This window comes from Pseudomonas sp. VMV1, from assembly GCF_056790235.1.
In genome coordinates this window covers 44,764-63,630 of record NZ_JBXGSE010000001.1, presented here as the reverse complement: position 1 = coordinate 63,630, position 18,867 = coordinate 44,764, and the positions used below count along the sequence as shown (strand labels likewise).

Annotated in this window: 21 protein-coding genes and 1 tRNA gene; 14 read left to right on the top strand and 8 right to left on the bottom strand. The window is 62.2% G+C overall.

The window, feature by feature from the left end; genetic code table 11:
* Positions 1-66 precede the first annotated feature (66 nt).
* Positions 67-1,107 carry an acyltransferase family protein gene (locus ACUCV0_RS00315; protein ID WP_059313865.1) on the top strand — a complete coding sequence of 347 codons (1,041 nt, stop codon included), beginning with the start codon at positions 67-69 and terminating at the stop codon, positions 1,105-1,107.
* A gap of 149 nt (positions 1,108-1,256) precedes the next feature.
* Here the strand turns inward: ACUCV0_RS00315 and ACUCV0_RS00310 are convergent, their stop codons facing one another.
* The 6 genes from ACUCV0_RS00310 to queA all read right to left on the bottom strand — a co-directional run bounded on the left by ACUCV0_RS00310 (position 1,257) and on the right by queA (position 7,355).
* Positions 1,257-1,784, bottom strand: a complete 528-nt coding sequence (locus tag ACUCV0_RS00310) for a glycine zipper 2TM domain-containing protein (protein WP_059313864.1) — start codon at positions 1,782-1,784, stop codon at positions 1,257-1,259.
* Positions 1,785-1,841: 57 nt separating this feature from the next.
* Positions 1,842-2,747, bottom strand: coding sequence for a protein translocase subunit SecF (gene secF / locus ACUCV0_RS00305; RefSeq protein WP_482211735.1), 906 nt, complete (start codon positions 2,745-2,747; stop codon positions 1,842-1,844).
* A 10-nt stretch (positions 2,748-2,757) separates the two neighbouring features.
* Complete coding sequence (gene secD / locus ACUCV0_RS00300) at positions 2,758-4,626, bottom strand: protein translocase subunit SecD (protein WP_059313862.1); 1,869 nt, start codon at positions 4,624-4,626, stop codon at positions 2,758-2,760.
* Positions 4,627-4,690: 64 nt separating this feature from the next.
* Entirely contained in the window at positions 4,691-5,035 is a 345-nt protein-coding gene (yajC, locus tag ACUCV0_RS00295) for a preprotein translocase subunit YajC (protein ID WP_007162951.1), read from the bottom strand.
* A gap of 147 nt (positions 5,036-5,182) precedes the next feature.
* The gene (gene tgt / locus ACUCV0_RS00290; protein WP_482212241.1) at positions 5,183-6,301 is read right to left on the bottom strand and encodes a tRNA guanosine(34) transglycosylase Tgt; all 1,119 of its coding nucleotides are present in this window, start codon (positions 6,299-6,301) and stop codon (positions 5,183-5,185) included.
* Positions 6,302-6,311: 10 nt separating this feature from the next.
* Complete coding sequence (gene queA / locus ACUCV0_RS00285; RefSeq protein WP_482211734.1) at positions 6,312-7,355, bottom strand: tRNA preQ1(34) S-adenosylmethionine ribosyltransferase-isomerase QueA; 1,044 nt, start codon at positions 7,353-7,355, stop codon at positions 6,312-6,314.
* Between the two features lie 106 nt (positions 7,356-7,461).
* Here queA and ACUCV0_RS00280 point away from each other — a divergent pair.
* The 13 genes from ACUCV0_RS00280 to ACUCV0_RS00220 all read left to right on the top strand — a co-directional run bounded on the left by ACUCV0_RS00280 (position 7,462) and on the right by ACUCV0_RS00220 (position 16,982).
* Positions 7,462-7,546 (top strand) — tRNA-Leu (locus ACUCV0_RS00280).
* Between the two features lie 207 nt (positions 7,547-7,753).
* Entirely contained in the window at positions 7,754-8,974 is a 1,221-nt protein-coding gene (locus ACUCV0_RS00275) for a tyrosine-type recombinase/integrase (protein ID WP_482211733.1), read from the top strand.
* Entirely contained in the window at positions 8,974-9,714 is a 741-nt protein-coding gene (locus tag ACUCV0_RS00270) for a hypothetical protein (protein WP_482211732.1), read from the top strand. The genes ACUCV0_RS00275 and ACUCV0_RS00270 overlap by 1 nt, the downstream gene beginning before the upstream one ends.
* 94 nt (positions 9,715-9,808) lie before the next feature.
* A complete protein-coding gene (locus ACUCV0_RS00265; RefSeq protein ID WP_482211731.1) occupies positions 9,809-10,018 on the top strand; it encodes a helix-turn-helix transcriptional regulator in 210 nt (69 codons plus the stop codon).
* Positions 10,018-10,605, top strand: coding sequence for a helix-turn-helix domain-containing protein (locus ACUCV0_RS00260; protein ID WP_482211730.1), 588 nt, complete (start codon positions 10,018-10,020; stop codon positions 10,603-10,605). The genes ACUCV0_RS00265 and ACUCV0_RS00260 overlap by 1 nt, the downstream gene beginning before the upstream one ends.
* 311 nt (positions 10,606-10,916) lie before the next feature.
* Positions 10,917-11,102 (top strand): hypothetical protein, encoded by a 186-nt coding sequence (locus ACUCV0_RS00255; protein WP_482211729.1) that lies wholly within the window; start codon positions 10,917-10,919, stop codon positions 11,100-11,102.
* 411 nt (positions 11,103-11,513) lie between these two features.
* Positions 11,514-11,846 (top strand): hypothetical protein, encoded by a 333-nt coding sequence (locus ACUCV0_RS00250; RefSeq protein ID WP_482211728.1) that lies wholly within the window; start codon positions 11,514-11,516, stop codon positions 11,844-11,846.
* A gap of 5 nt (positions 11,847-11,851) precedes the next feature.
* On the top strand, positions 11,852-12,859 hold the full coding sequence (locus ACUCV0_RS00245) for a toprim domain-containing protein (protein WP_482211727.1): 1,008 nt from the start codon (positions 11,852-11,854) through the stop codon (positions 12,857-12,859).
* Entirely contained in the window at positions 12,846-14,627 is a 1,782-nt protein-coding gene (locus ACUCV0_RS00240; protein ID WP_482211726.1) for a DUF927 domain-containing protein, read from the top strand. The genes ACUCV0_RS00245 and ACUCV0_RS00240 overlap by 14 nt, the downstream gene beginning before the upstream one ends.
* A gap of 282 nt (positions 14,628-14,909) precedes the next feature.
* On the top strand, positions 14,910-15,266 hold the full coding sequence (locus tag ACUCV0_RS00235; protein ID WP_482211725.1) for a hypothetical protein: 357 nt from the start codon (positions 14,910-14,912) through the stop codon (positions 15,264-15,266).
* The gene (locus ACUCV0_RS00230; protein WP_482211724.1) at positions 15,263-15,868 is read left to right on the top strand and encodes a tail assembly protein; all 606 of its coding nucleotides are present in this window, start codon (positions 15,263-15,265) and stop codon (positions 15,866-15,868) included. The genes ACUCV0_RS00235 and ACUCV0_RS00230 overlap by 4 nt, the downstream gene beginning before the upstream one ends.
* Complete coding sequence (locus ACUCV0_RS00225) at positions 15,865-16,500, top strand: tail assembly protein (protein WP_482211723.1); 636 nt, start codon at positions 15,865-15,867, stop codon at positions 16,498-16,500. Before ACUCV0_RS00230 ends, ACUCV0_RS00225 begins: the two co-directional genes overlap by 4 nt.
* A complete protein-coding gene (locus tag ACUCV0_RS00220; RefSeq protein WP_482211722.1) occupies positions 16,497-16,982 on the top strand; it encodes a hypothetical protein in 486 nt (161 codons plus the stop codon). Before ACUCV0_RS00225 ends, ACUCV0_RS00220 begins: the two co-directional genes overlap by 4 nt.
* Before the next feature lie 432 nt (positions 16,983-17,414).
* Here ACUCV0_RS00220 and ACUCV0_RS00215 read toward each other — a convergent pair whose 3' ends face one another.
* On the bottom strand, positions 17,415-18,401 hold the full coding sequence (locus ACUCV0_RS00215; protein WP_482211721.1) for a hypothetical protein: 987 nt from the start codon (positions 18,399-18,401) through the stop codon (positions 17,415-17,417).
* Positions 18,398-18,811: a hypothetical protein gene (locus ACUCV0_RS00210; protein ID WP_482211720.1), complete on the bottom strand. Its 414-nt coding sequence runs from the start codon at positions 18,809-18,811 to the stop codon at positions 18,398-18,400. The genes ACUCV0_RS00215 and ACUCV0_RS00210 overlap by 4 nt, the downstream gene beginning before the upstream one ends.
* Between the last annotated feature and the right edge of the window lie 56 nt (positions 18,812-18,867).

Here is an 18,867-nt window from a genome sequence, read left to right as displayed (position 1 = left end):
CACGCTTTCGTTTGCCCCAGCGCTTGGCTCCAGCTGCACAGGTTCTCTTCTGAAAAGGATCATTCAATGAACACTCGCAATCTCTGGGTCGACTATGCCAAGGCCATTGGCATCGTGCTGGTCGTCTATGGCCATGTCGTGCGTGGCCTGCTCAACGCGGGCATCCTTCAGGACGCCCAATTCCACGGCCTGGTGGACAGCGTCATCTACAGCTTCCACATGCCGCTGTTCTTCTTCCTCTCCGGCCTCTTCTTCTACAGCTCCTTCGTCAAGCGCGGTACCGGCGGCCTGCTGGTGAACAAGATCGACACCATCGTCTATCCCTTCCTGGTCTGGTCACTGCTGCAAGGTTCGGTCGAGGCGCTGATGTCGCGCTACACCAACGGCGGCGTGAGCTTCAGCGAAGTCCTGACGGTCTGGGAGCCACGCCAGCAGTTCTGGTTCCTCTATGCGCTGTTCCTGGTGTTCTGCCTGGCCATGCTCGCCTATCGCTGGGCCAAGCCGCTGGCCTTCTTTGCCGTGTTCGCCTTTGGCGCCCTCGTCTATCTGTTCCAGAACGCCGGCCCGGAAGACTTCTTCTTTACCTTCACCGCGCAGAACTTCGTGTTTTTCGCCTTCGGTGTCTGGTTCAACAACTTCAAGCAGGCCATCGAAGAACAGGCCGGCCGGGTGATGCTGGGCTCGGGCCTGCTGTTCGTGGTGCTTGAGTACTGGTTCCACGGCCTGCTGGGCCTGGTCTACACCGATCGCGGCCTGGCCACCTTGGTCCTGGCGCTGAACGGCATCGTCTTCGTCAGCGCCACCTGCATGGTGTTGGCGCAGCGGCCGCTGCAGTGGGTGCTGACCCTGGGTGCGCTGTCCATGCCCATCTATGTGATGCACGTACTGAGCGGCAGCGGCGCCCGCATCGTCCTGAGCAAGGGCCTGCACATCAACGACGGTCTGCTGCACATCGTCGCCGGCTGCGCCTTCGGCATCCTGGTGCCGGTGGCCATCGCCAAGCTGCTGGAAGCCCGCGGCATCAACGGTCTGTTCGAGGCGCCGGCGTGGATCTCCGCCCGGCGGTGGCTTCGGCCCAAAGCTGAAACGCCCCGCCCCGCCCTCTGAGTGACGGCCACGGCCAGGGCGCCTCGCCCTGGTCGGATCTGAAGGCTCCGCTCTTGTCCCAGTGAAATCCCAACAAAAAGCCCGCTACCAGTCACCTGGTAGCGGGCTTTTTGTTGGCTGAAGCCCTGGGCCTCAGCCGCTAACGCGGATCACTGGCTGGCCAGCACCTGGCCGTTCTTCACTTCCAGTTGCTTGCCTGGCTCATGGTCCATGCGGACCTGGCCGAGCTTGCCGTCCAGCAGGTATTTGACGTCATAGCCGACCACCTTGTCGCTGCTGTCGGTCACCGTGCTGCAGCGGGTCTGGGTGGTGGTGTAGGTGTCGCGGTTCTGCATGTATTCCTGACCCTTGTTGCCGGCATAACCACCGCCAACGGCGCCAGCGATGGTGGCCAGGGTCTTGCCGCTGCCGTTACCAACCTGGTTGCCCAGCAGACCACCGACGACCGCGCCTACGGCGGTACCGGCGATCTGGTGCTGGTCCTGAACCGGCCGGCGGTGCGTCACCGCGACCTCCTTGCAGACCTCGCGCGGGGTCTTGACCGTTTCCTTGACCGGCTGGACGGCAACGACCTCGGCGTACTGAGGCCCGCGGTCGACGAAGCTGTACGCCACGGCGCCACCTGCGGTGGCGACGATGGCTCCCAGAACCGTACCTACGAGCATCGACTTGTTCACTACAACCTCCTGACTACTGTCATAGCGGGCACATGGCCCTTTGCCATGCCTGGGACATCAGGGGCGGTCGTCTAGTTCCTTGGTTTGCGGAGGAATTAAGTCTTCACTCTTGAGGTCCAGCCAGATCAGCACCACGTTGGCGATATAGATCGACGAGTAGGTACCGGCCAGCACACCGATGAACAGCGCCAGGGAGAAGCCGAACAGGTTGTCACCGCCAAAGAACAGCAGCGCCGCCACCGCCAGCAGGGTCGAGATCGAGGTCGCCAGGGTCCGCAGCAGGGTCTGGGTGGTCGAGACGTTGATGTTCTCGATCAGGTCGGCCTTGCGCAGCACCCGGAAGTTTTCCCGGACCCGGTCGAACACCACGATGGTGTCGTTGAGCGAGTAGCCGATGATGGCCAGGACCGCCGCCAGCACCGTCAGATCGAAGGTGATCTGGAAGAACGACAGCAGACCCAGGGTCACCACCACGTCGTGAATCAATGACAGGATGGCGCCCACCGCGAACTTCCACTGGAAGCGGAAGGCCACGTAGACCAGCACGCTACCCAAGGCCAGCAGCATGCCCAGGCCACCCTGGTCACGCAATTCCTCGCCCACCTGCGGACCGACGAATTCGGTACGGGTCAGGGAAAAGCGTTCGGTGCTCGCCTGTTGCAGCGCGGTGGTCACCTGCTGACCCAGCTGGGGATTGTCACCCGGCATCCGTACCAGCACGTCGGTGGTGGCGCCGAAACTCTGCACCACAGCCTCTTCGAAACCGGCACCGACCAGCTCCTGGCGAATCTTGCCGAGGTCGGCCGGCTGCTCGTAGCGCAGCTCGATCAGGGTACCGCCGGTGAAATCCAGGCCGAAGTTCAGCCCTTTGTAGAACCAGCTGACCAGTGCCAGGACGGTCAGGAGGGCGGTGATGGCGAACGCGATATTGCGGACGCCCATGAAGTTAATGGTCTTTTTCATCGCCGCGTCCTCAAATCCACAGCTTCTTGACGTTCCGGCCGCCATAAATCAGGTTGACCATGGCACGGGTCACGAAGATGGCGGTGAACAGGGAGGTGAAGATACCCAGCGACATGGTCACGGCGAAGCCCTTGACCGGCCCGGTGCCCATGGCGAACAGGATGGCGCCCACCAGCAGGGTCGTCAGGTTGGAGTCGACGATCGCCGTGAAGGCACGACTGAAGCCTTCATGGATGGCGCGCTGGACCGGCATGCCGTTGGCGATCTCTTCACGGATTCGCGAGAAGATCAGCACGTTGGCGTCCACCGCCTGGCCCATGGTCAAGACGATACCGGCGATACCCGGCAAGGTCAGGGTGGCATGCAGGATGGACATCAAGGCCATCAGCAGCACCATGTTGAAGCCCAGGGCGATGGTCGCCAGCACCCCGAAGAAGCGGTAAATGGCGATCAGGAACAGCGAGACGAAGACCATGCCCCACAGCGAGGCATCGATGCCCTTGGCGATGTTGTCGGCGCCCAGGCTTGGGCCGAGGGTGCGTTCTTCGGCGAAGTACATGGGCGCGGCCAGGCCGCCGGCGCGCAGCAGCAGCGCCAGTTCCGACGCCTCGCCCGAGCCGTTCAGGCCAGTGATGCGGAAGCTGTTGCCCAGAGCCGACTGAATGGTCGCCAGGCTGATGATGCGCCGCTCTTCTTCGAAGCCGGGCACCGCCACTTCCTTCTGCACGCCATCGACGGTCTGGGTGGTGTAGCGAGTGACCGGACGCTGCTCGATGAACACCACGGCCATGCTGCGGCCGACGTTGCTCCGGGTAGCGCGGTTGATCAGATCGCCACCATGGCCATCCAGGCGGATGTTGACCTGGGGCCGGCCGTTCTCGTCGAAGCTGGCCGAGGCGTCGGTGACCTGGTCACCGGTGATGATGACGTTACGTTCCAGGGGTACCGCGGGACGACCGGGCTCGCGGAACTCGAAGCTCTCGGTGGAGGCACGCGGCGTGTCCGCAGTGGCGGCCAGGCGGAATTCCAGGTTGGCGGTCTTGCCGAGGATGCGCTTGGCTTCGGCGGTGTCCTGCACGCCCGGCAGCTCGACCACGATGCGGTCGGCGCCCTGGCGCTGTACCAGCGGCTCGGCCACGCCCAGTTCGTTGACCCGGTTGCGCACCGTGGTCAGGTTCTGGGTGACGGCATAGTTGCGGATCTCGCGCAGCTTGGCCTCGGTCAGCTGCAGGCGCAGCACCTGCAGGTCGCCCCGGGTGTCGGTGGTCAGCTCGAAATCGGTGTAGTTCTTGCGGATCAGGCCCTGGGCCTGCTGCAGGTCGGCGGCATCGGTGAAGCCGAGCTGCAGGGCGCCGTTCTGCTCGGGCATGCTGCGATAGCGCACCTTCTCGCGGCGCAGCAGGGTCTTGACCTCGTTGTCATAGACCTTCAGGCGCGCGTCCACGGCCTTGTCCATGTCCACCGCCAGCAGGAAATGCACCCCACCGGAGAGGTCCAGGCCCAGTTTCATGGGGCTGGCGCCAAGCTTGCGCAACCACTGCGGGGTGGTGGGCGCCAGGTTCAGCGCCACCACGAAGTCGTCGCCGAGGGTACGACGGACCACTTCCTGGGCCGGCAGCTGATCATCGGCGCGCATCAGGCGGATCAGCACCCGGCTGCCGTTCGCATTGAGATCACTGGACTTCACGGCCAGATGAGCCTCGGCCAGGGCGGCGTTCACACGCTGCACCTCGGCCGGCGTCACCGTACGTTCGGTGCTGGAAGCGCTGACCTGCACGGCCGGATCGTCGGGGTACAGATTAGGAACCGAATAGATGGCGCCCACGACCAGTACGGCCAGGATCAGCAGGTACTTCCAGAGGGGATATTTGTTGAGCATGACACCGCCCGAGATAAAGGCGGGGCGCCTTGCGCGCCCCGGTGTTAGCTAGATTTAGGAAGGCTCAGAGGGCCTTCAGGGTGCCCTTCGGCAGGGTCGCGGCAATGGCGCCCTTCTGGAATTTCAGCTCGACGTTGTCGGACACTTCCAGCACCACGAACTCATCGGTGACCTTGTTGATGCGGCCGGCGATGCCACCGGTGGTCACCACTTCGTCACCCTTCTGCAGGCCGCCGATCAGGTTCTTGTGATCCTTGGTGCGCTTGGCCTGGGGACGCCAGATCAGGAAATAGAAGATCACCACGAAGCCGATCAGGAAGATGAACTGAATGTATTCACCTCCCGGTGCAGCGTTGGCGGCCGGCGCGGCAGCTTCCTGGGCCTGGGCCGTGGAAATCAGAAAACTCATTGCACTACTCCTTGCAGAGTTGGATGACGGAAAAAGAAGAGATGCCGGGGGTCGCTCGCAGCCGGTCCGACCGCTTCAGGACCCCATTCGCGAAGCCGGCGGACGACGCGCAAACGCCGTTTCGCCTTGACGATCGGACAGGGGCTTTCAGCTGTCGAGCGGCGGCGTAGGCAGGCCGCGCCGAGCATAGAAGGCGTCCACAAAGTCGGCCAATTTACCCTCTTGGATAGCCTGGCGCAAACCGGCCATCACACGCTGGTAGTACCGCAGGTTGTGGATCGTATTCAGCATACTCCCCAGCATTTCCCCGCATTTATCCAGATGGTGCAGATAGGCACGGGAGAAATGTTTGCAGGTGTAACAGTCGCAACTCGGATCCAGCGGCGTCTCGTCGTGACGGTGCACGGCGTTGCGCAGCTTGAGCACACCGGTGTCGATGAACAGATGGCCGTTGCGCGCGTTGCGGGTAGGCATCACGCAGTCGAACATGTCGACGCCACGGCGCACGCCCTCCACCAGGTCTTCCGGCTTGCCCACGCCCATCAAGTAGCGCGGCTTGTCCGCCGGCAGGTGCGGCGGCAGGAAGTCCAGCACGCGAATCATCTCTTCCTTGGGCTCGCCTACCGACAGGCCGCCGATGGCGTAGCCGTCGAAGCCGATCTGCTCCAGCCCGTCCAGGGATCTCAGGCGCAACTCTTCGTGCATGCCGCCCTGGACGATGCCGAACAGCGCCGAGGGGTTGTCGCCGTGGGCTTCGCGGGAGCGCTTGGCCCAGCGCAGCGACAGCTCCATGGAGCGGCGCGCGGTGTCGAAGTCCGCCGGATAGGGGGTGCATTCGTCGAAGATCATCACGATGTCCGAGCCCAGGGCGCGCTGCACGGCCATGGATTCCTCGGGCCCCATGAACACCTTGGCGCCGTCCACCGGCGAAGCGAAGTAGACGCCCTCCTCCTTGATCTTGCGCAGCGCGCCCAGGCTGAACACCTGGAAGCCGCCAGAATCGGTGAGGATCGGCCCCTGCCACTGCATGAAGTCGTGCAGGTCGCCATGACGCTGGATCACCTCGGTCCCGGGCCGCAGCCAGAGGTGGAAGGTGTTGCCGAGGATGATCTGGGCGCCGATGTCGGCGACGCTGTCGGGCAGCATGCCCTTGACCGTGCCATAGGTACCGACCGGCATGAAGGCCGGGGTCTCGACCACGCCACGGGGAAAGGTCAGGCGACCGCGACGGGCCTTGCCTTCGGTGGCCAGCAATTCGAAATTCATGAAACTCATATCAGCTCTCCGGGCCCTGGGCCCCGGGATTGCGGGTGATGAACATGGCGTCGCCATAACTGAAGAAGCGATAGCCCTCGGCCACGGCCGTCGCATAGGCGGCCATGGTCTCGCGGTAACCGGCAAAGGCCGACACCAGCATCAGCAGGGTCGATTCGGGCAGGTGGAAGTTGGTCACCAGCGCATCGACGACATGGAAGGGGCGACCGGGATAGAGAAAGATGTCCGTCTCGCCGGAGAAGGCCTTGAGCTGGCCATCGCGGGCGGCGCTTTCCAGCGAACGCACGCTGGTGGTACCGACCGCGATCACCCGACCGCCACGGGCGCGGCAGGCAGCCACGGCATCCACCACGGTTTGGTCGACCTGCAGCCACTCGCGATGCATGTGGTGGTCTTCGATGCGCTCGACCCGCACCGGCTGGAAGGTGCCGGCGCCGACGTGCAGGGTGACGAAGGCGGTCGCTACGCCCTTGGCGCGGATGGCGTCCAGCAGCGGCTCGTCGAAGTGCAGTCCGGCGGTGGGCGCGGCCACGGCGCCGGCATTACGCGCATAGACGGTCTGGTAGCGCTCGCGATCCTCGGCCTCGTCGGGCCGGTCGATATAGGGCGGCAGCGGCATGTGCCCGACCCGATCCAGCAGCGGCAGCACGGGCTCGGCGAATTTCAGTTCGAACAGCGCCTCGTGACGCGCCACCATCTCGGCCTCGGCGCCACCGTCGATGAGGATGCGGCTGCCCGGCTTGGGCGACTTGCTGGAACGCACATGGGCCAGCACCCGCTCCTCGTCCAGCACCCGTTCCACCAGGATCTCCAGCTTGCCGCCACTGGCCTTCTGGCCGAACAGCCGCGCGGGTATCACCCGGGTGTCGTTGAACACCATCAGGTCGCCCGGCTGCAGATAGCCCAGCAGATCGCCGAAGTGGCGATGATTCAGCTCACCGGTGGGACCGTCGAGCACCAGCAACCGACTGCCGCGGCGCTCGGCCAGCGGATGACGGGCGATGAGAGATTCGGGAAGGTCGAAATGGAAGTCGGCGACGTGCATGGCAGGTAGATCTCGAAAGGCCGCACAGCTTACCGGAAGCGGCCTTTTTCACCAACGCACTTTGGATTGACCGGACCTGCGACCATCCCTATACTCCGCCGCCATTGCCCCGGTGGCGGAACCGGTAGACGCGGCGGATTCAAAATCCGTTTCCGAAAGGAGTGGGAGTTCGAGTCTCCCCCGGGGCACCATGCACCAGTTTCCAGAGGTCCCTACAAGACCCGGAAACCAAGATAAACCGGCTTCTAAGCCGGTTTTTTTGTGCCTAGTGATCCTGAGCGGTCCCTTGAGAGCCCAAAAAAATGTGAGTAGATTGAGGAGTAGGACGAGTTTGGTCACTCGAACCTACTCACATCATCCGGTTTGACCTAGCCGGCGCTCATCTTCAGGACACCACCGTGGCGCTCACCGATACCGCCGCCCGGACTGCCAAGCCGCGTGAAAAGCTCTACCGAATCGCCGATGCCCAAGGTTTGTGCCTGGAGGTGACGCCATCGGGCGGCAAGCATTGGCGGTTCCGGTACCGATTTGACGATAAGCCCAAGATGCTGGGCCTCGGGAGCTATCCCGCGGTGACGCTTGCCCAGGCCCGCGAACGCCGGGATGAAGCGCGACGCCTGCTCGCGAAGAAGATCGACCCTAGTAGCCACAAGCGCCAGGCCAAGGCGGATGCCATGGCAACGGTGTTGACGTTCGAAGGCCTGGCCCGAGAGTGGTACGCCTACAACGTCCCTCGTTGGGCGCCAGCTACTTCGTCCAAGGCACTGACCTACCTTGAGGCCGACATCCTGCCAGTGATCGGAGACCGACCCATCGAAGCAATCACGCGGCCGGAGCTAGTGGATCTGGTGCGTCGCGTAGAGAAGCGGGAGGCCTTCAATGTCGCAACGAAGGTCCGCCAATGGCTGAACCAGATATTCCGATTCGGCCTGGCCAAGGGCGTAGTGATGCTCAACCCGGCTACCGATCTGGATGTGGTGGCCGCCCATGCCCCACGCACTCGCCACCACCCACACGTCACAGAGCCGGAGATCCCTGCGCTTCTGCAAGCTCTGGACGCCGCCCGTTGCGATATCACAAGCCGGATCGCTATACGCCTGCTTCTACTCACAGGCGTACGCCCGGGCGAACTACGAAAGGCACCCTGGACGGAGTTTGACCTCGACGCGGCAACCTGGACTATCCCGGCCGCCAGGATGAAGGCCCGCCGGCCGCACATCGTCCCCCTGCCCCGCCAGGCGGTCGCCCTGTTGCGCCAGCTGCTCGAAATTACCGGCACCTACCCTCTTGCCTTCCCAGGCCGAAATGACCGCGAGCGCCCCATGAGCGAGAACACGGTCAATAAGGTGCTGGCCGTGATGGGCTATGAAGGTCGCCAGACCGGCCACGGCTTCCGCCACTTGCTGAGCACCAGCCTCAACTCTCGCGGCTATAACCGGGACTGGATTGAGCGCCAGCTTGCCCACGGCGATCAGGACTCGATCCGGGACACCTACAACCACGCGAACTACCTCGATCAGCGCCGCGAAATGATGCAGGCCTGGGCGGATGCACTGGACGCCAAGTGTGCTGGCGCCGATGTGGTTGGAATACGGCGCTACTCATATGGAGGATTGTGATGGGAAACAGCACGAGCAAGTACAGCTGCTGGTATGGACGTGGCGAGCGCCAGGCAGATTGGCGGCAGGCCTACGCGATCCGAAGCGTCTTCGAAGTTGCTGATGCCGCCCATATCCTGGCTGGCGTGCAACCGGAGTACGGGGACAGTTCCACCAAGGCAGCAGATATAGATCCGGAGTTCGACAAGACATGGCCAGAGGTACGTCGCGACATAGAAAGTTGGACCAGCCTACTGCTATTGGATCTGGACGAACTTGTCGCGAAAAATGGGTATTCCGAGCGTGAAGACGCCCAGTTCTTCCACTTGTTGGATCACGGCAAAATCCGCTTGTGGTGCAGTGAGCGCGGGTATTGCTGGCCTCTCCCGCAAGTTTCCTGCCTGCCGGCTCCCGTTTCCACAGTTTCTGCTGAGCACGAGCTGCAGCGCGTGCGCGAAGCCTTACAGGAAGCAGAGCAACGTGCGTTGGCCGCAGAGCGCGAGCTGAGCGTCCTGCGCGACCTGTCCGCCAGAGGCACGCCCGATGAAGGCGGTCTTTTGTTTCCCTATAGGACGCAAGCCCTACAGGCGGCGCAGGACGCCGCTACTCGCTTCTGGATCGATTACGACATAGAGCGTCCACCGCTCCAGAAGGCCGTATCCCAATTCATCGCTGAGCGTTTGGGCAGGGTAAAAAACCGGACGACCGATGAGCTTGCGGCCGTAATACGTCCTGACGGGGTAGATGACAGCTTGAAATGACATGCTGACGTGTCGTCATGTCATCGTTGTATGTCAGGCACCAATACATCATTCAATCCGTAGCCATTCCCCACGACGCCGCAGGAGGCGCCAGATGGCTACAGAGAAACCCCGCCGTTTCATCCGTAGAGCCGAGGTCGAGGCTATGACCAGCCTCAGCCGCTCGGAAATCTACCGCCGTGTCGCTGACGGCACCTTTCCCGCCCAGGTCAAGTTGGCGCCCGGTCACTCTGTGTGGGTGGAGGCCGAAGTCTCCGCCTGGATGGATGCCCGTATCGCCGAAGCACGGGGAGCGGCTGCCTGATGGACAGAAAAAAGGCCGACCAACAGGCCAGCTCCAAGCGTTCCGACGCCGATAGTACCAGTGGTGCCGCCCAGCTCCAGCGTTTGCTGGAGCGCCTGCAGCAAGGTCCGGCGAACACCGTCGAGCTGCGCCGCGACCTGAACATCATGATGCCCGCCGCCCGAGTGAAAGAGCTGCGCGAGGGTGGCCATGGCATCCGCACGCATTACAGCCGCTTCCACGACGATCAGGGCAGGCTGCACATCGGCGTCGCCACCTACTACCTGAGCACCGGGGGAGGCGAGCGCAGCATGACCACCTTCGCAACCACTGACCGCAGCCCGCGCCAGCTCAACCTGGCGGACGAGCTCCTACGCATCACCTTCGCCGCGGCTAACGTCGACGATCTGCGCGACATGCAGGGTGGGACCCTCTTTCACCAACGCCTCACGGACGCTGGCCGGCTGCTCGCCACCCTCGACGGTCTGTCAGCTGAGCTGGCAGCCCTACGTGTCCGCGTGGCCCAAGCCTTGAATGATGGCCAAGGCCGTCTGGATGGCGTTTCTGTGCCGCTACTGCTCGCCCTGGTAGGGGAGGCCTTCGCATGATTCTGTTCAAGTCCACCGACGAACGGACGATACAGGTCATTGCCAGCAATCACGCTCGTGGCTATCGTTCGCCCGTCGCTGCAAATTCAGCGACCGGGTTTGGCGACCCGAGTAGCAAAAGGCGCACAGGCGCCCATACCGATTGCAGGCGCTTTTTTTGTGCTCGTAAGTCCGTGTTATGGCGGTCGTGCGTGGGAGACCGAGAGGTCTGCCGGGTTCCTTTTGCCCCGGTTCGCCAACCTGCGCACGGCTGCCTCCCTTCGTTTGGCGACGATGGCGGCAGCTCCTACCAGCAAAAGGAGCTTTACCCCATGATCCCCACCCGCAATCCGTCTGCTCTCCTGGCTCGTGCCGCTGCTCACCGCGCCATGGCCATGTCCGCCCTCTCCGCCAACTCTTCCCTTTCCTCCCGTCTCAAGCGCTACAACCATCACATGACCGTCGCACGCTCGCTGCAGGCGGTGGAAGCTGAGGGGATGACCCATGGCCAGCACTAAGCAAGCAGTCCGCCCCTCGACGCTTCCATCTCCCCCGCGTGGCCGTATCAAGCCGGGCTATGTTGAGACTCAGGTGATCGCCTACCTACCCAAGTACGGCAGGGTCGCTATCCCGCCCGTGGTCGGGCGCAGCTTGGCCGGCGCCGTCGCGGCTGAGATTCAGCGGGACTATCCCGGCGCCGAGGTCTGGACGCATGACATGCAGCGCGGTACCGGCGAAGGGTTCGCCGAGGCGTGCGAGGTAAGCGATCAGGTACAGCAGGCATTCGTGGCCACGGCTGGTAAGCCTCGACGCGGTATCGCGCTGATGGAGCGGCTACGGCTGATCTGTCCGGACCAACCTGGCGCCGGAACTGCACTAGCGCCCTACCCCAAGGCAACGGCGCCAACGCCCGCCACGAGGACCTGACCATGACTGATTTCGAACAGCGCGGCGACGCGCTGACGGGAGCGGCTTGCCCGAATAACCAGTTCGCCATGCTCGACCTGATGGAAGACTTCAAGCGCGTGCAGGCCGATTTGTCCAGACGCATGCAGGCCCGCGATGAGGCCATGGTGCATCTGTTCAAATCGCTCGATGCCTCGCTGCCCATGCTCCAGGCGCTAGCGCAGATCATTGATCGCCGGGCTACAGATCCCTCCATTAAGCGGGCTGCCGAGCTGATGACCACTGAACTCGGTCAGCTCGAATCGTGGCTTGCTCACTGCATGCAGGTCTGCGTCAGCGGACCGGGCGGGGAGTAGCAGCCATGACGAGTAATCGCACGACTGACGCCATCCGCAGCGTTGCTGCTCTGGCCCTGCTGCATGCCCCGGCACTGGTGCCCGAGCTGCTGCCTGAGGGCAAGCGCCAGGGCTCGGAGTGGTGGAGCCGCAACCCGACCCGGGCCGACCGGCACGCCGGCAGCTTCTCCGTCTCGCTGGTGGACGGCCGGTGGCATGACTTCGCTAGTGGTGACCGGGGCGGCGACTTGGTCAGTCTCGCGGCCTTTCTCTGGGGAGTTCGGCAGACCGACGCCGCCCGCGACCTAGCGCGACGCCTTGGGCTCGATCTGGCGCCGCTGGAAGGCTACGGCGCCCCCCATGCGATGGCTGCCCAGCAGCAGCGCCTCGCCGAGGCTCTCCGCCTTGCAGACGAACGCCTAGCCGCCGAGGATCGCCAGCGCCGGCAGGATCAGCAGAAGGCCGCAGGCACGGCGCAGCGTTGGTGGCGCGATGGGCGCCGAGCAGATCCAGCCCACCCATACCTCGCTGCCAAGGGAATCAGGCCCTACAGCCTGCGCCAGCGCGGCCACCTGCTGCTGGTGCCGATGTATGCCGGTGGGCGCCTTCTCAACCTGCAGCGGATCGGCCACGACGGCGTGAAAAAGATGCTCTACGGCGCTCAGGTCACTGGCTGCTATTCACCCCTGGGCCGCATCGAAGGCGCCACCCGACTGTTCGTCTGCGAGGGCTGGGCAACCGGCGCCACGCTGCACGAGCACGAGCGATGCCCCGTGGCCTGCGCGATGACTGCCGGCAACCTCAAGGCCGTGGCGCTGGCGCTGCGCGAGCGCTATGGCGCCGGCCTGGAGCTGGTGATCGCCGGCGACGACGACCGCGAGACCGAGGGCAACCCCGGCCGCACCGCGGCGAATGCTGCCGCCCTGGCCGCTGGCGCTCTAGTGACCTTCCCCGACTTCCCGGCCGAGGCACCGGCCAGCCTGAACGACTTCAACGACCTCGCAGTATGGAGGGCCCAGCATGGCCAAGCCTGAAAGCAACCTTGTGTCCCTGGCTCGCCTAGAGGAGCCCTCGGTTACCCCGCGCCGGCCTGGCTGGGGTGTCTATGAGCACCCAGTCCGCAATGAGCGCGGCCGCACTTTGAAACCCGGCGTGTACCGGCACACCTGTCGCACCGCCGATGATGCCGCCCAGGCCGACGCCGACCGGGCGCTGGTGGACGAATGGATCGCCACTCCCGTGACGGTCATTGCCAGAACGATCAACAGCGACGACGGCAGCGAGGGGCGCCTACTACGCCTGATCACCGATGGTGGGGGTGTAAGGGAGTGGGCTATGCCCATGGAGATGTTCGGCGGCAGCGGCGAGGATGCCCGCCGGGCGCTGTTCGCCATGGGCGCCATCATCAACCCGCGAAAGCGCAACGCCTTCATGGAGTACCTCCTAGAGCAGCGTCCCTCTATGGTCTACGCCACAACCAGCCGGCCAGGCTGGCATTCGTCCGGAGCCTTCGTGCTGCCTAGGCGCACCATCGGCGGAAACAACGTGCGGTTTCAGGGTGGCGGCGAGGTGGATCTGTTCACCACCCGTGGTGACCAAGCGGCCTGGCAGACCCTCATCGCGTCCCGGTGCCAGGGTAACCCTGTGCTGACGTTAGCCATCGGCTGCGCCCTGGCCGGCCCCCTTCTAAGCCTGGTGGGCGTGCTGGGCGGCGGCGTGCACCTGGTGGGCGACAGCTCCAGCGGCAAGTCGCTGGCGCAGTTGGTGGGAGCCTCCGTATGGGGCCCGCCAAAGCTGTTCGCTGCCAGCTGGGACATGAGCAAGGGCGGCCTGGAGATCGAGGCATCCTCGCGCAACGACACCCTGCTACCGCTGGACGAGATCAAACGGGCCGACCCCAAGCGGGTACAGGAGATGGCCTATGCCCTCTCCAACGGCCAGGGCAAGGGCACCATGGATCGCAACCGCCAGAGCCGAGCCAAGCTCTCCTGGTGCGTGCTGGCGTTGTCCAGTGGCGAGCGATCGCTGTCCGAGCATGCCGCCATCGCCGGCAGCCCAGCGCATGCCGGCGCGGAACTGCGCATGGTGGACGTGAACGCCGGTACCCGTACCTATCGCGCCTTCGACGAGCTGCACGGCATGGAGGGCGCAGCCTTCCACCGAGCGCTGACAGTGGCCACCTCCCAGCATTACGGCCACCTGGGCCCGGCCTTCGTTGAGTGCTTGCTCGACGGCAATGACCGTCCGGGACTTGAGGCTGATTTCGATCGCATGCGGGCGAGCTTCGAGAGTGACAACGCCCAGGCCGGCCGGGTGGCGGATCGCTTCGCCGTGATTGCCCTGGCGAGCGAGATGGCCATCGCCTACGGCCTGCTGCCATGGCCTGCCGGTACCGCCCTAGCCGATGCCAGGCTCCTGTACGCCGAGTGGCTGGCCCGCGTGGGCAGCGGCAACGCCGAGGACCGCCAAATCCTCACCGGCATTGCTGACTTCATCGACCGCCACGGCAGCAGTCGCTTCTCCGACATCGAGGCAGGGGCAGACGATGACCGAAGTCGGGTCTACGACCGCGCTGGCTATTGGCATAGCGACTCTGGTCGGCGCCTATACCTGTTCAATCGTCCCGCGCTGCTACAGGCCGCCCAGGGTTACGGCGTGTCGAGGATCGCGAAAGCCCTTGATGCAGCCGGCGCTATCGCCAAGCGCGATATAGGCCGTCAGCAGGCCAGCTACCGGCTACCTGGCGGCGGCAAGGCGAAGTTCTACGCCATCAATCCCGAGGCATTGGAGGGGGCGGCGTGATGAGGAAGCGGGCCAAATTTGGGGACGTGGGGTCGGATTTCAGCGTTATGGGGACGCTGAAACCCGCGCCGTTGGCTGGTTATCCCCACTGTCCCCAGCGACCCCACCAATTTTTCGAAATACAGACTTATGAGAGGGGGTGGTGTGTAGGTGAAGACATAAAAAGTGTGGGGACACAGGGGACGCTGGGGACATCTAGTAACCATGCGGGCTGTAGCGTCCCCTTTGTGGGGACAAGAGAGGGGACAGGTGTGGACACAATCCAATTATGGGGACAAATGCATGGGCATTCTTTCCGCGTTGCTTGACCGAATCGAACAGACCGACGCGCTCGAAACCCGCGTCATGCCTCGCCCACAGCCTGCACTAGACGTGCCCCTGACCTGCACGCTCGTCCTGCTCGATCCACCCGCCCAAGCAGATCCCGCCAGCCCGTGCTGGCAGGTGTTCATTGATGGAGAACTGATCTGCAGCATGGTCGGCGCCCCCATGACTCAGCGGCAAGCCGACGAGGCCGCTAAGCACCGCTGGCCGACGGCGTCTGTCCTGGCGCCCGCCAGACCTTCCGGCACCAGCATTCACGAAGGCGTGATCAGCGCCGCACCACAAGGCCGCGCAGGCGGCAGGAGTACTCAATGACCACAGCAGCTCATTACACCCCCGCCACCATCATCAAGCTATCCGGGCCACTGGCACGCTTGTTCGGGCGTAACCACCGTTACATCCTCGACCGCGGTACCGCCGAGGAAGCCTTCAGCGCCCTACGCAATACCCTAGACGGCTTCCGCGAGGCCATCGCCGCTCTAGAGCGCCGAGGTCTGGTCTACGCGGTCTTCCGCAACGGCGAGAACGTCGGCACCAACCGATTCGAGCTGGGTGGTACCCGGGAGATTCGAATCGTGCCGGTGCTACGAGGAAGCAAGCGAGCAGGAATACTGCAAACGGTGGTCGGCGCCGTGATGATCGTTGCGGGATACGCGCTCGCGGCCCCCACCGGCGGCGCCAGTATGGTGCTGGTACCCGCAGGTATCGGAATGGTCGCTGGCGGCGTTGTCCAGCTCATCAGCCCCCAGGCCAAGGGACTCAAAACCAGCGCCGCACCCGAGAACCAGCCCAGCTACGCTTTCGGAAGCGCTCGGAACACCACAGCCAGCGGCAACCCCGTCCCAATCTGCTACGGCAACCGGCGATGGGGCGGCGCAATCATCAGTGCCGGGATTTATGCGGAGGAGGCCCAATGAGCGACCGCATTCGCGTAGTACGCCTGTACGGCACCCTGGGCGCCCGGTTCGGGCGAGTGCATCGCTTGGTCGTCAACAGCGCAGCCGAGGCCGTACGGGCCCTCTCGGTTCAGCAGCCGGGCTTCGAACGGTTCTTCTACGAGGCCAAGGACCGAGGTCTGGTATTCGCCGTCTTCCACGGCCGACGGAACATCGCCCAAGACGAGCTTGGACATCCGCCTGGCCGGGCCGAGATCCGGATCGCACCAGTGATCGCCGGCAGCAAGCGGTCGGGAGGGCTGCAGACAGTGATAGGTGTGGCGCTGATCGCCGTTGCGTCGTACTTCTCCGGCGGCCTAGCTGCGGCCGGATCGGGAGCTCTGTTCGGCAGCGCAGGTTATGCAGGCGGGGCGGCCTGGGCGGCTGTGGGCGCTATAGGTATCTCGCTAGCGCTCAGTGGGGTGGCCCAGATTTCAGCAAAAGTGCCCAAGGGGTTAGGGACTGGTGACAGCGCCGACAACTCGCCTAGCTACAGCTTTAACGGGCCAGTGAATACCCAGGCCCAAGGCAATCCGGTACCGCTGCTCTATGGGCGCATGATCGTCGGGAGTGCCGTGTTGAGCGCAGGCATCTACGCGGAGGACAAGGCATGACCAGCACGCTTGATTACGCCGCGCTGACTCCCACGGAGAGAACCCAGCGTACCGTGCAAGCAGTAGCCGCCAGCAACTTCGCCGAGGTCCGCCGGCTGATCAATACCGCGCCGCAGCGTACTACCACCTCTGCCGATCCCGAGTATCTAGACCGTGCCCGAATGGTGCTTCGTGTGGCGATCCAGTACGAGCTTGAGCTGCGCGGCCTGGCACTTACCTGGCACAACCTGTGCGCAGGGAATCAACGGGCTGGCGAACATATACGCGCCGAGGCGGGGGCCGCAGCGCAAGCGTGGACTGACTTCTGCGCTGTCCAGGGCCTAGAGCCTGCCGACCTAATTGCCGCAGTGGGCGGTCACCATCCTCTCGTCGTCGGTCTAGTGCGCTGGGCGCCTGCGCCTCCGCCGGATCTGGTAGAGAAGTGGCGCGGGTTATTCCAGATAGCGGCAAGCGGCGAGATGTTTGGGGAGAGTCGACACTAGTGAGTCATCCATGCTGAAGGCCTTGCTTGATTGACCACACATTGACGATTCAACCGACGACCCATAGCGATCAGACGTTGCCCAGGCTAGCAGTGGTGCCATTCACGTTCAGCACTTGGGGGGACTGGCGCTCCATGTCGTCAAGCAAGAGTGATGTCCACATACCGCATGTAGCACCTGACAAAACCTGACACCGGAGCCCGACAAACGCCGGGCTTTCTCTTGACTGGTTTTGACAAAATCTCTGACAGACCCCTGACGGGAAAGGCACCTGAACCTAGCCCGAAAGCGGGATGGAGTCTGGTGTGCAGGGGGCTTAGCAGGGATTGGTAGTCAAAAATTTATAAGCGCCTGGCCAGTACGGATACTCAGTTCGAAACTCAACCCTGCACGTACCAAAAATCTGCTGCAATATGTGCCATCAAGAAAGCGCTAATCCGAGAAAACCTCTACAGCCTTACCGGTAGCAGAATAATCCGCGAACTTTTTAAGGCGACGATAGAAGGCTAGAAGAATTTTGGTTCCAGCGAGGTAATTGCTTTCGGAAAGCTCAAATATATGATCCCTATAATCAGTCAAACAAAGACTATTACACAGATCATCCATAATATCCTTCATTTCAGCCACCTCAACATCTGACAGCTTAGGAATATCTTGCTCCGAGCTTGTTAACCAAGACTTGTCCCGCAAATAAACTCTCGCGTCTTTGTAAGCTTTTCCAGCCAAACTTTCGGGCGAATTTATATCAACAACCAGCGACTTAATAAGCTCCGCAACATCTTCACGAAGAGAAAACTCAATGAACCCAGGAGAGGCATATTGCATCTGAGTAACCTTTAGCCCCTCGTCTCTACGAATAAATCGGCCCAAATCGTTAAAGAAGCCAACGGAGCTACTACCACCGCGCCAAGGGTAATGCTGGAAGATAGTCTTCAAACGAATATTTGCCTTGTCCTTAGTAAGTGCATAGGCAAATGAATAGCAATCTTCTATCAGGTCCGAAAATAGGCTCAAATCGCTTGCGTCCCAGCGCCCATCAATCAGCACCTTTCGCTTACCAACCGCAGATGACCTAGAGAGCGGAGTAGGGTTAAATAAACGCGGCGCAGGCAAGAGATCTTCTGAAATCTCCTCGGCAAAAGAAGCTACCGAAAATTCTTCGCCCACGTCGCCCCAGGTGGTTGCGTTGAACTTAGCCTTGTAGCTCCCATGCGTGATTACATATCTAAGGTCGATCTTTTGATCAATAAAGTCGGTAAATATTCTAGGCTTAGGCCTTACAAAATAAAATGAGTATGGCGTACCATCCTCGGGATCTTCATAGTTAACACCAATGAAGCGTCCACCCTTATCATTTTTGGCCATAACGATAAGAGGCATCCCATAATTAAGAAGCACCTCTGTTACGTGCATCTTCATGGTAGCTTCCTCAAGACGCCTACTATCTTTGTGAAATCAAAACCTTTATAAGGCCAAAAATGGCAGTGAGTTGGCTTGTCGTTGTGCCAAACACCCATTGACACCTCATAACGCACTTCTACCGCATGGGTAAAGTTTTTCTTCATCATTACAGGGGTCTTAACTGCAGCAGCAGCCAACTCGAAAGTCGGGATAAGAGATACTGATGCCCCGGCACATTCATCTTTAAACTTGCGAAGAGGATTCTTTATCGCCTCAGACTTAAAGTCATCGCTGGTAACAGTCGCTGATGTAAGTAGTCTCCACAAAACAGAGACGCTTGGCTTTTCAGCATTCGATGGCGGGCATTGCAGAGGAAGGGGCTCATAGTACTCCTTCCGCCCAGGCGACATTTCTTCCTTGACTACCATAAAAAATACCTATCAAAAATCGCCACAGGATAGCGTTTTGCTATACGAAATAGGTG

Excerpts from the sequence above, each read along its gene's own strand:
- ACUCV0_RS00265 (WP_482211731.1), top strand. The coding sequence starts at position 9,809 with ATGGCTACAGAGAAACCCCGCCGTTTCATCCGTAGAGCCGAGGTCGAG.
- ACUCV0_RS00210 (WP_482211720.1), bottom strand. The coding sequence starts at position 18,811 with ATGGTAGTCAAGGAAGAAATGTCGCCTGGGCGGAAGGAGTACTATGAG.
- ACUCV0_RS00245 (WP_482211727.1), top strand. The coding sequence starts at position 11,852 with ATGACGAGTAATCGCACGACTGACGCCATCCGCAGCGTTGCTGCTCTG.
- ACUCV0_RS00260 (WP_482211730.1), top strand. The coding sequence starts at position 10,018 with ATGGACAGAAAAAAGGCCGACCAACAGGCCAGCTCCAAGCGTTCCGAC.
- ACUCV0_RS00235 (WP_482211725.1), top strand. The coding sequence starts at position 14,910 with ATGGGCATTCTTTCCGCGTTGCTTGACCGAATCGAACAGACCGACGCG.
- ACUCV0_RS00250 (WP_482211728.1), top strand. The coding sequence starts at position 11,514 with ATGACTGATTTCGAACAGCGCGGCGACGCGCTGACGGGAGCGGCTTGC.
- secF (WP_482211735.1), bottom strand. The coding sequence starts at position 2,747 with ATGAAAAAGACCATTAACTTCATGGGCGTCCGCAATATCGCGTTCGCC.
- queA (WP_482211734.1), bottom strand. The coding sequence starts at position 7,355 with ATGCACGTCGCCGACTTCCATTTCGACCTTCCCGAATCTCTCATCGCC.
- ACUCV0_RS00315 (WP_059313865.1), top strand. The coding sequence starts at position 67 with ATGAACACTCGCAATCTCTGGGTCGACTATGCCAAGGCCATTGGCATC.
- ACUCV0_RS00215 (WP_482211721.1), bottom strand. The coding sequence starts at position 18,401 with ATGAAGATGCACGTAACAGAGGTGCTTCTTAATTATGGGATGCCTCTT.
- tgt (WP_482212241.1), bottom strand. The coding sequence starts at position 6,301 with ATGAATTTCGAATTGCTGGCCACCGAAGGCAAGGCCCGTCGCGGTCGC.
- ACUCV0_RS00225 (WP_482211723.1), top strand. The coding sequence starts at position 15,865 with ATGAGCGACCGCATTCGCGTAGTACGCCTGTACGGCACCCTGGGCGCC.
- secD (WP_059313862.1), bottom strand. The coding sequence starts at position 4,626 with ATGCTCAACAAATATCCCCTCTGGAAGTACCTGCTGATCCTGGCCGTA.
- ACUCV0_RS00270 (WP_482211732.1), top strand. The coding sequence starts at position 8,974 with ATGGGAAACAGCACGAGCAAGTACAGCTGCTGGTATGGACGTGGCGAG.
- yajC (WP_007162951.1), bottom strand. The coding sequence starts at position 5,035 with ATGAGTTTTCTGATTTCCACGGCCCAGGCCCAGGAAGCTGCCGCGCCG.
- ACUCV0_RS00240 (WP_482211726.1), top strand. The coding sequence starts at position 12,846 with ATGGCCAAGCCTGAAAGCAACCTTGTGTCCCTGGCTCGCCTAGAGGAG.
- ACUCV0_RS00255 (WP_482211729.1), top strand. The coding sequence starts at position 10,917 with ATGATCCCCACCCGCAATCCGTCTGCTCTCCTGGCTCGTGCCGCTGCT.
- ACUCV0_RS00230 (WP_482211724.1), top strand. The coding sequence starts at position 15,263 with ATGACCACAGCAGCTCATTACACCCCCGCCACCATCATCAAGCTATCC.
- ACUCV0_RS00220 (WP_482211722.1), top strand. The coding sequence starts at position 16,497 with ATGACCAGCACGCTTGATTACGCCGCGCTGACTCCCACGGAGAGAACC.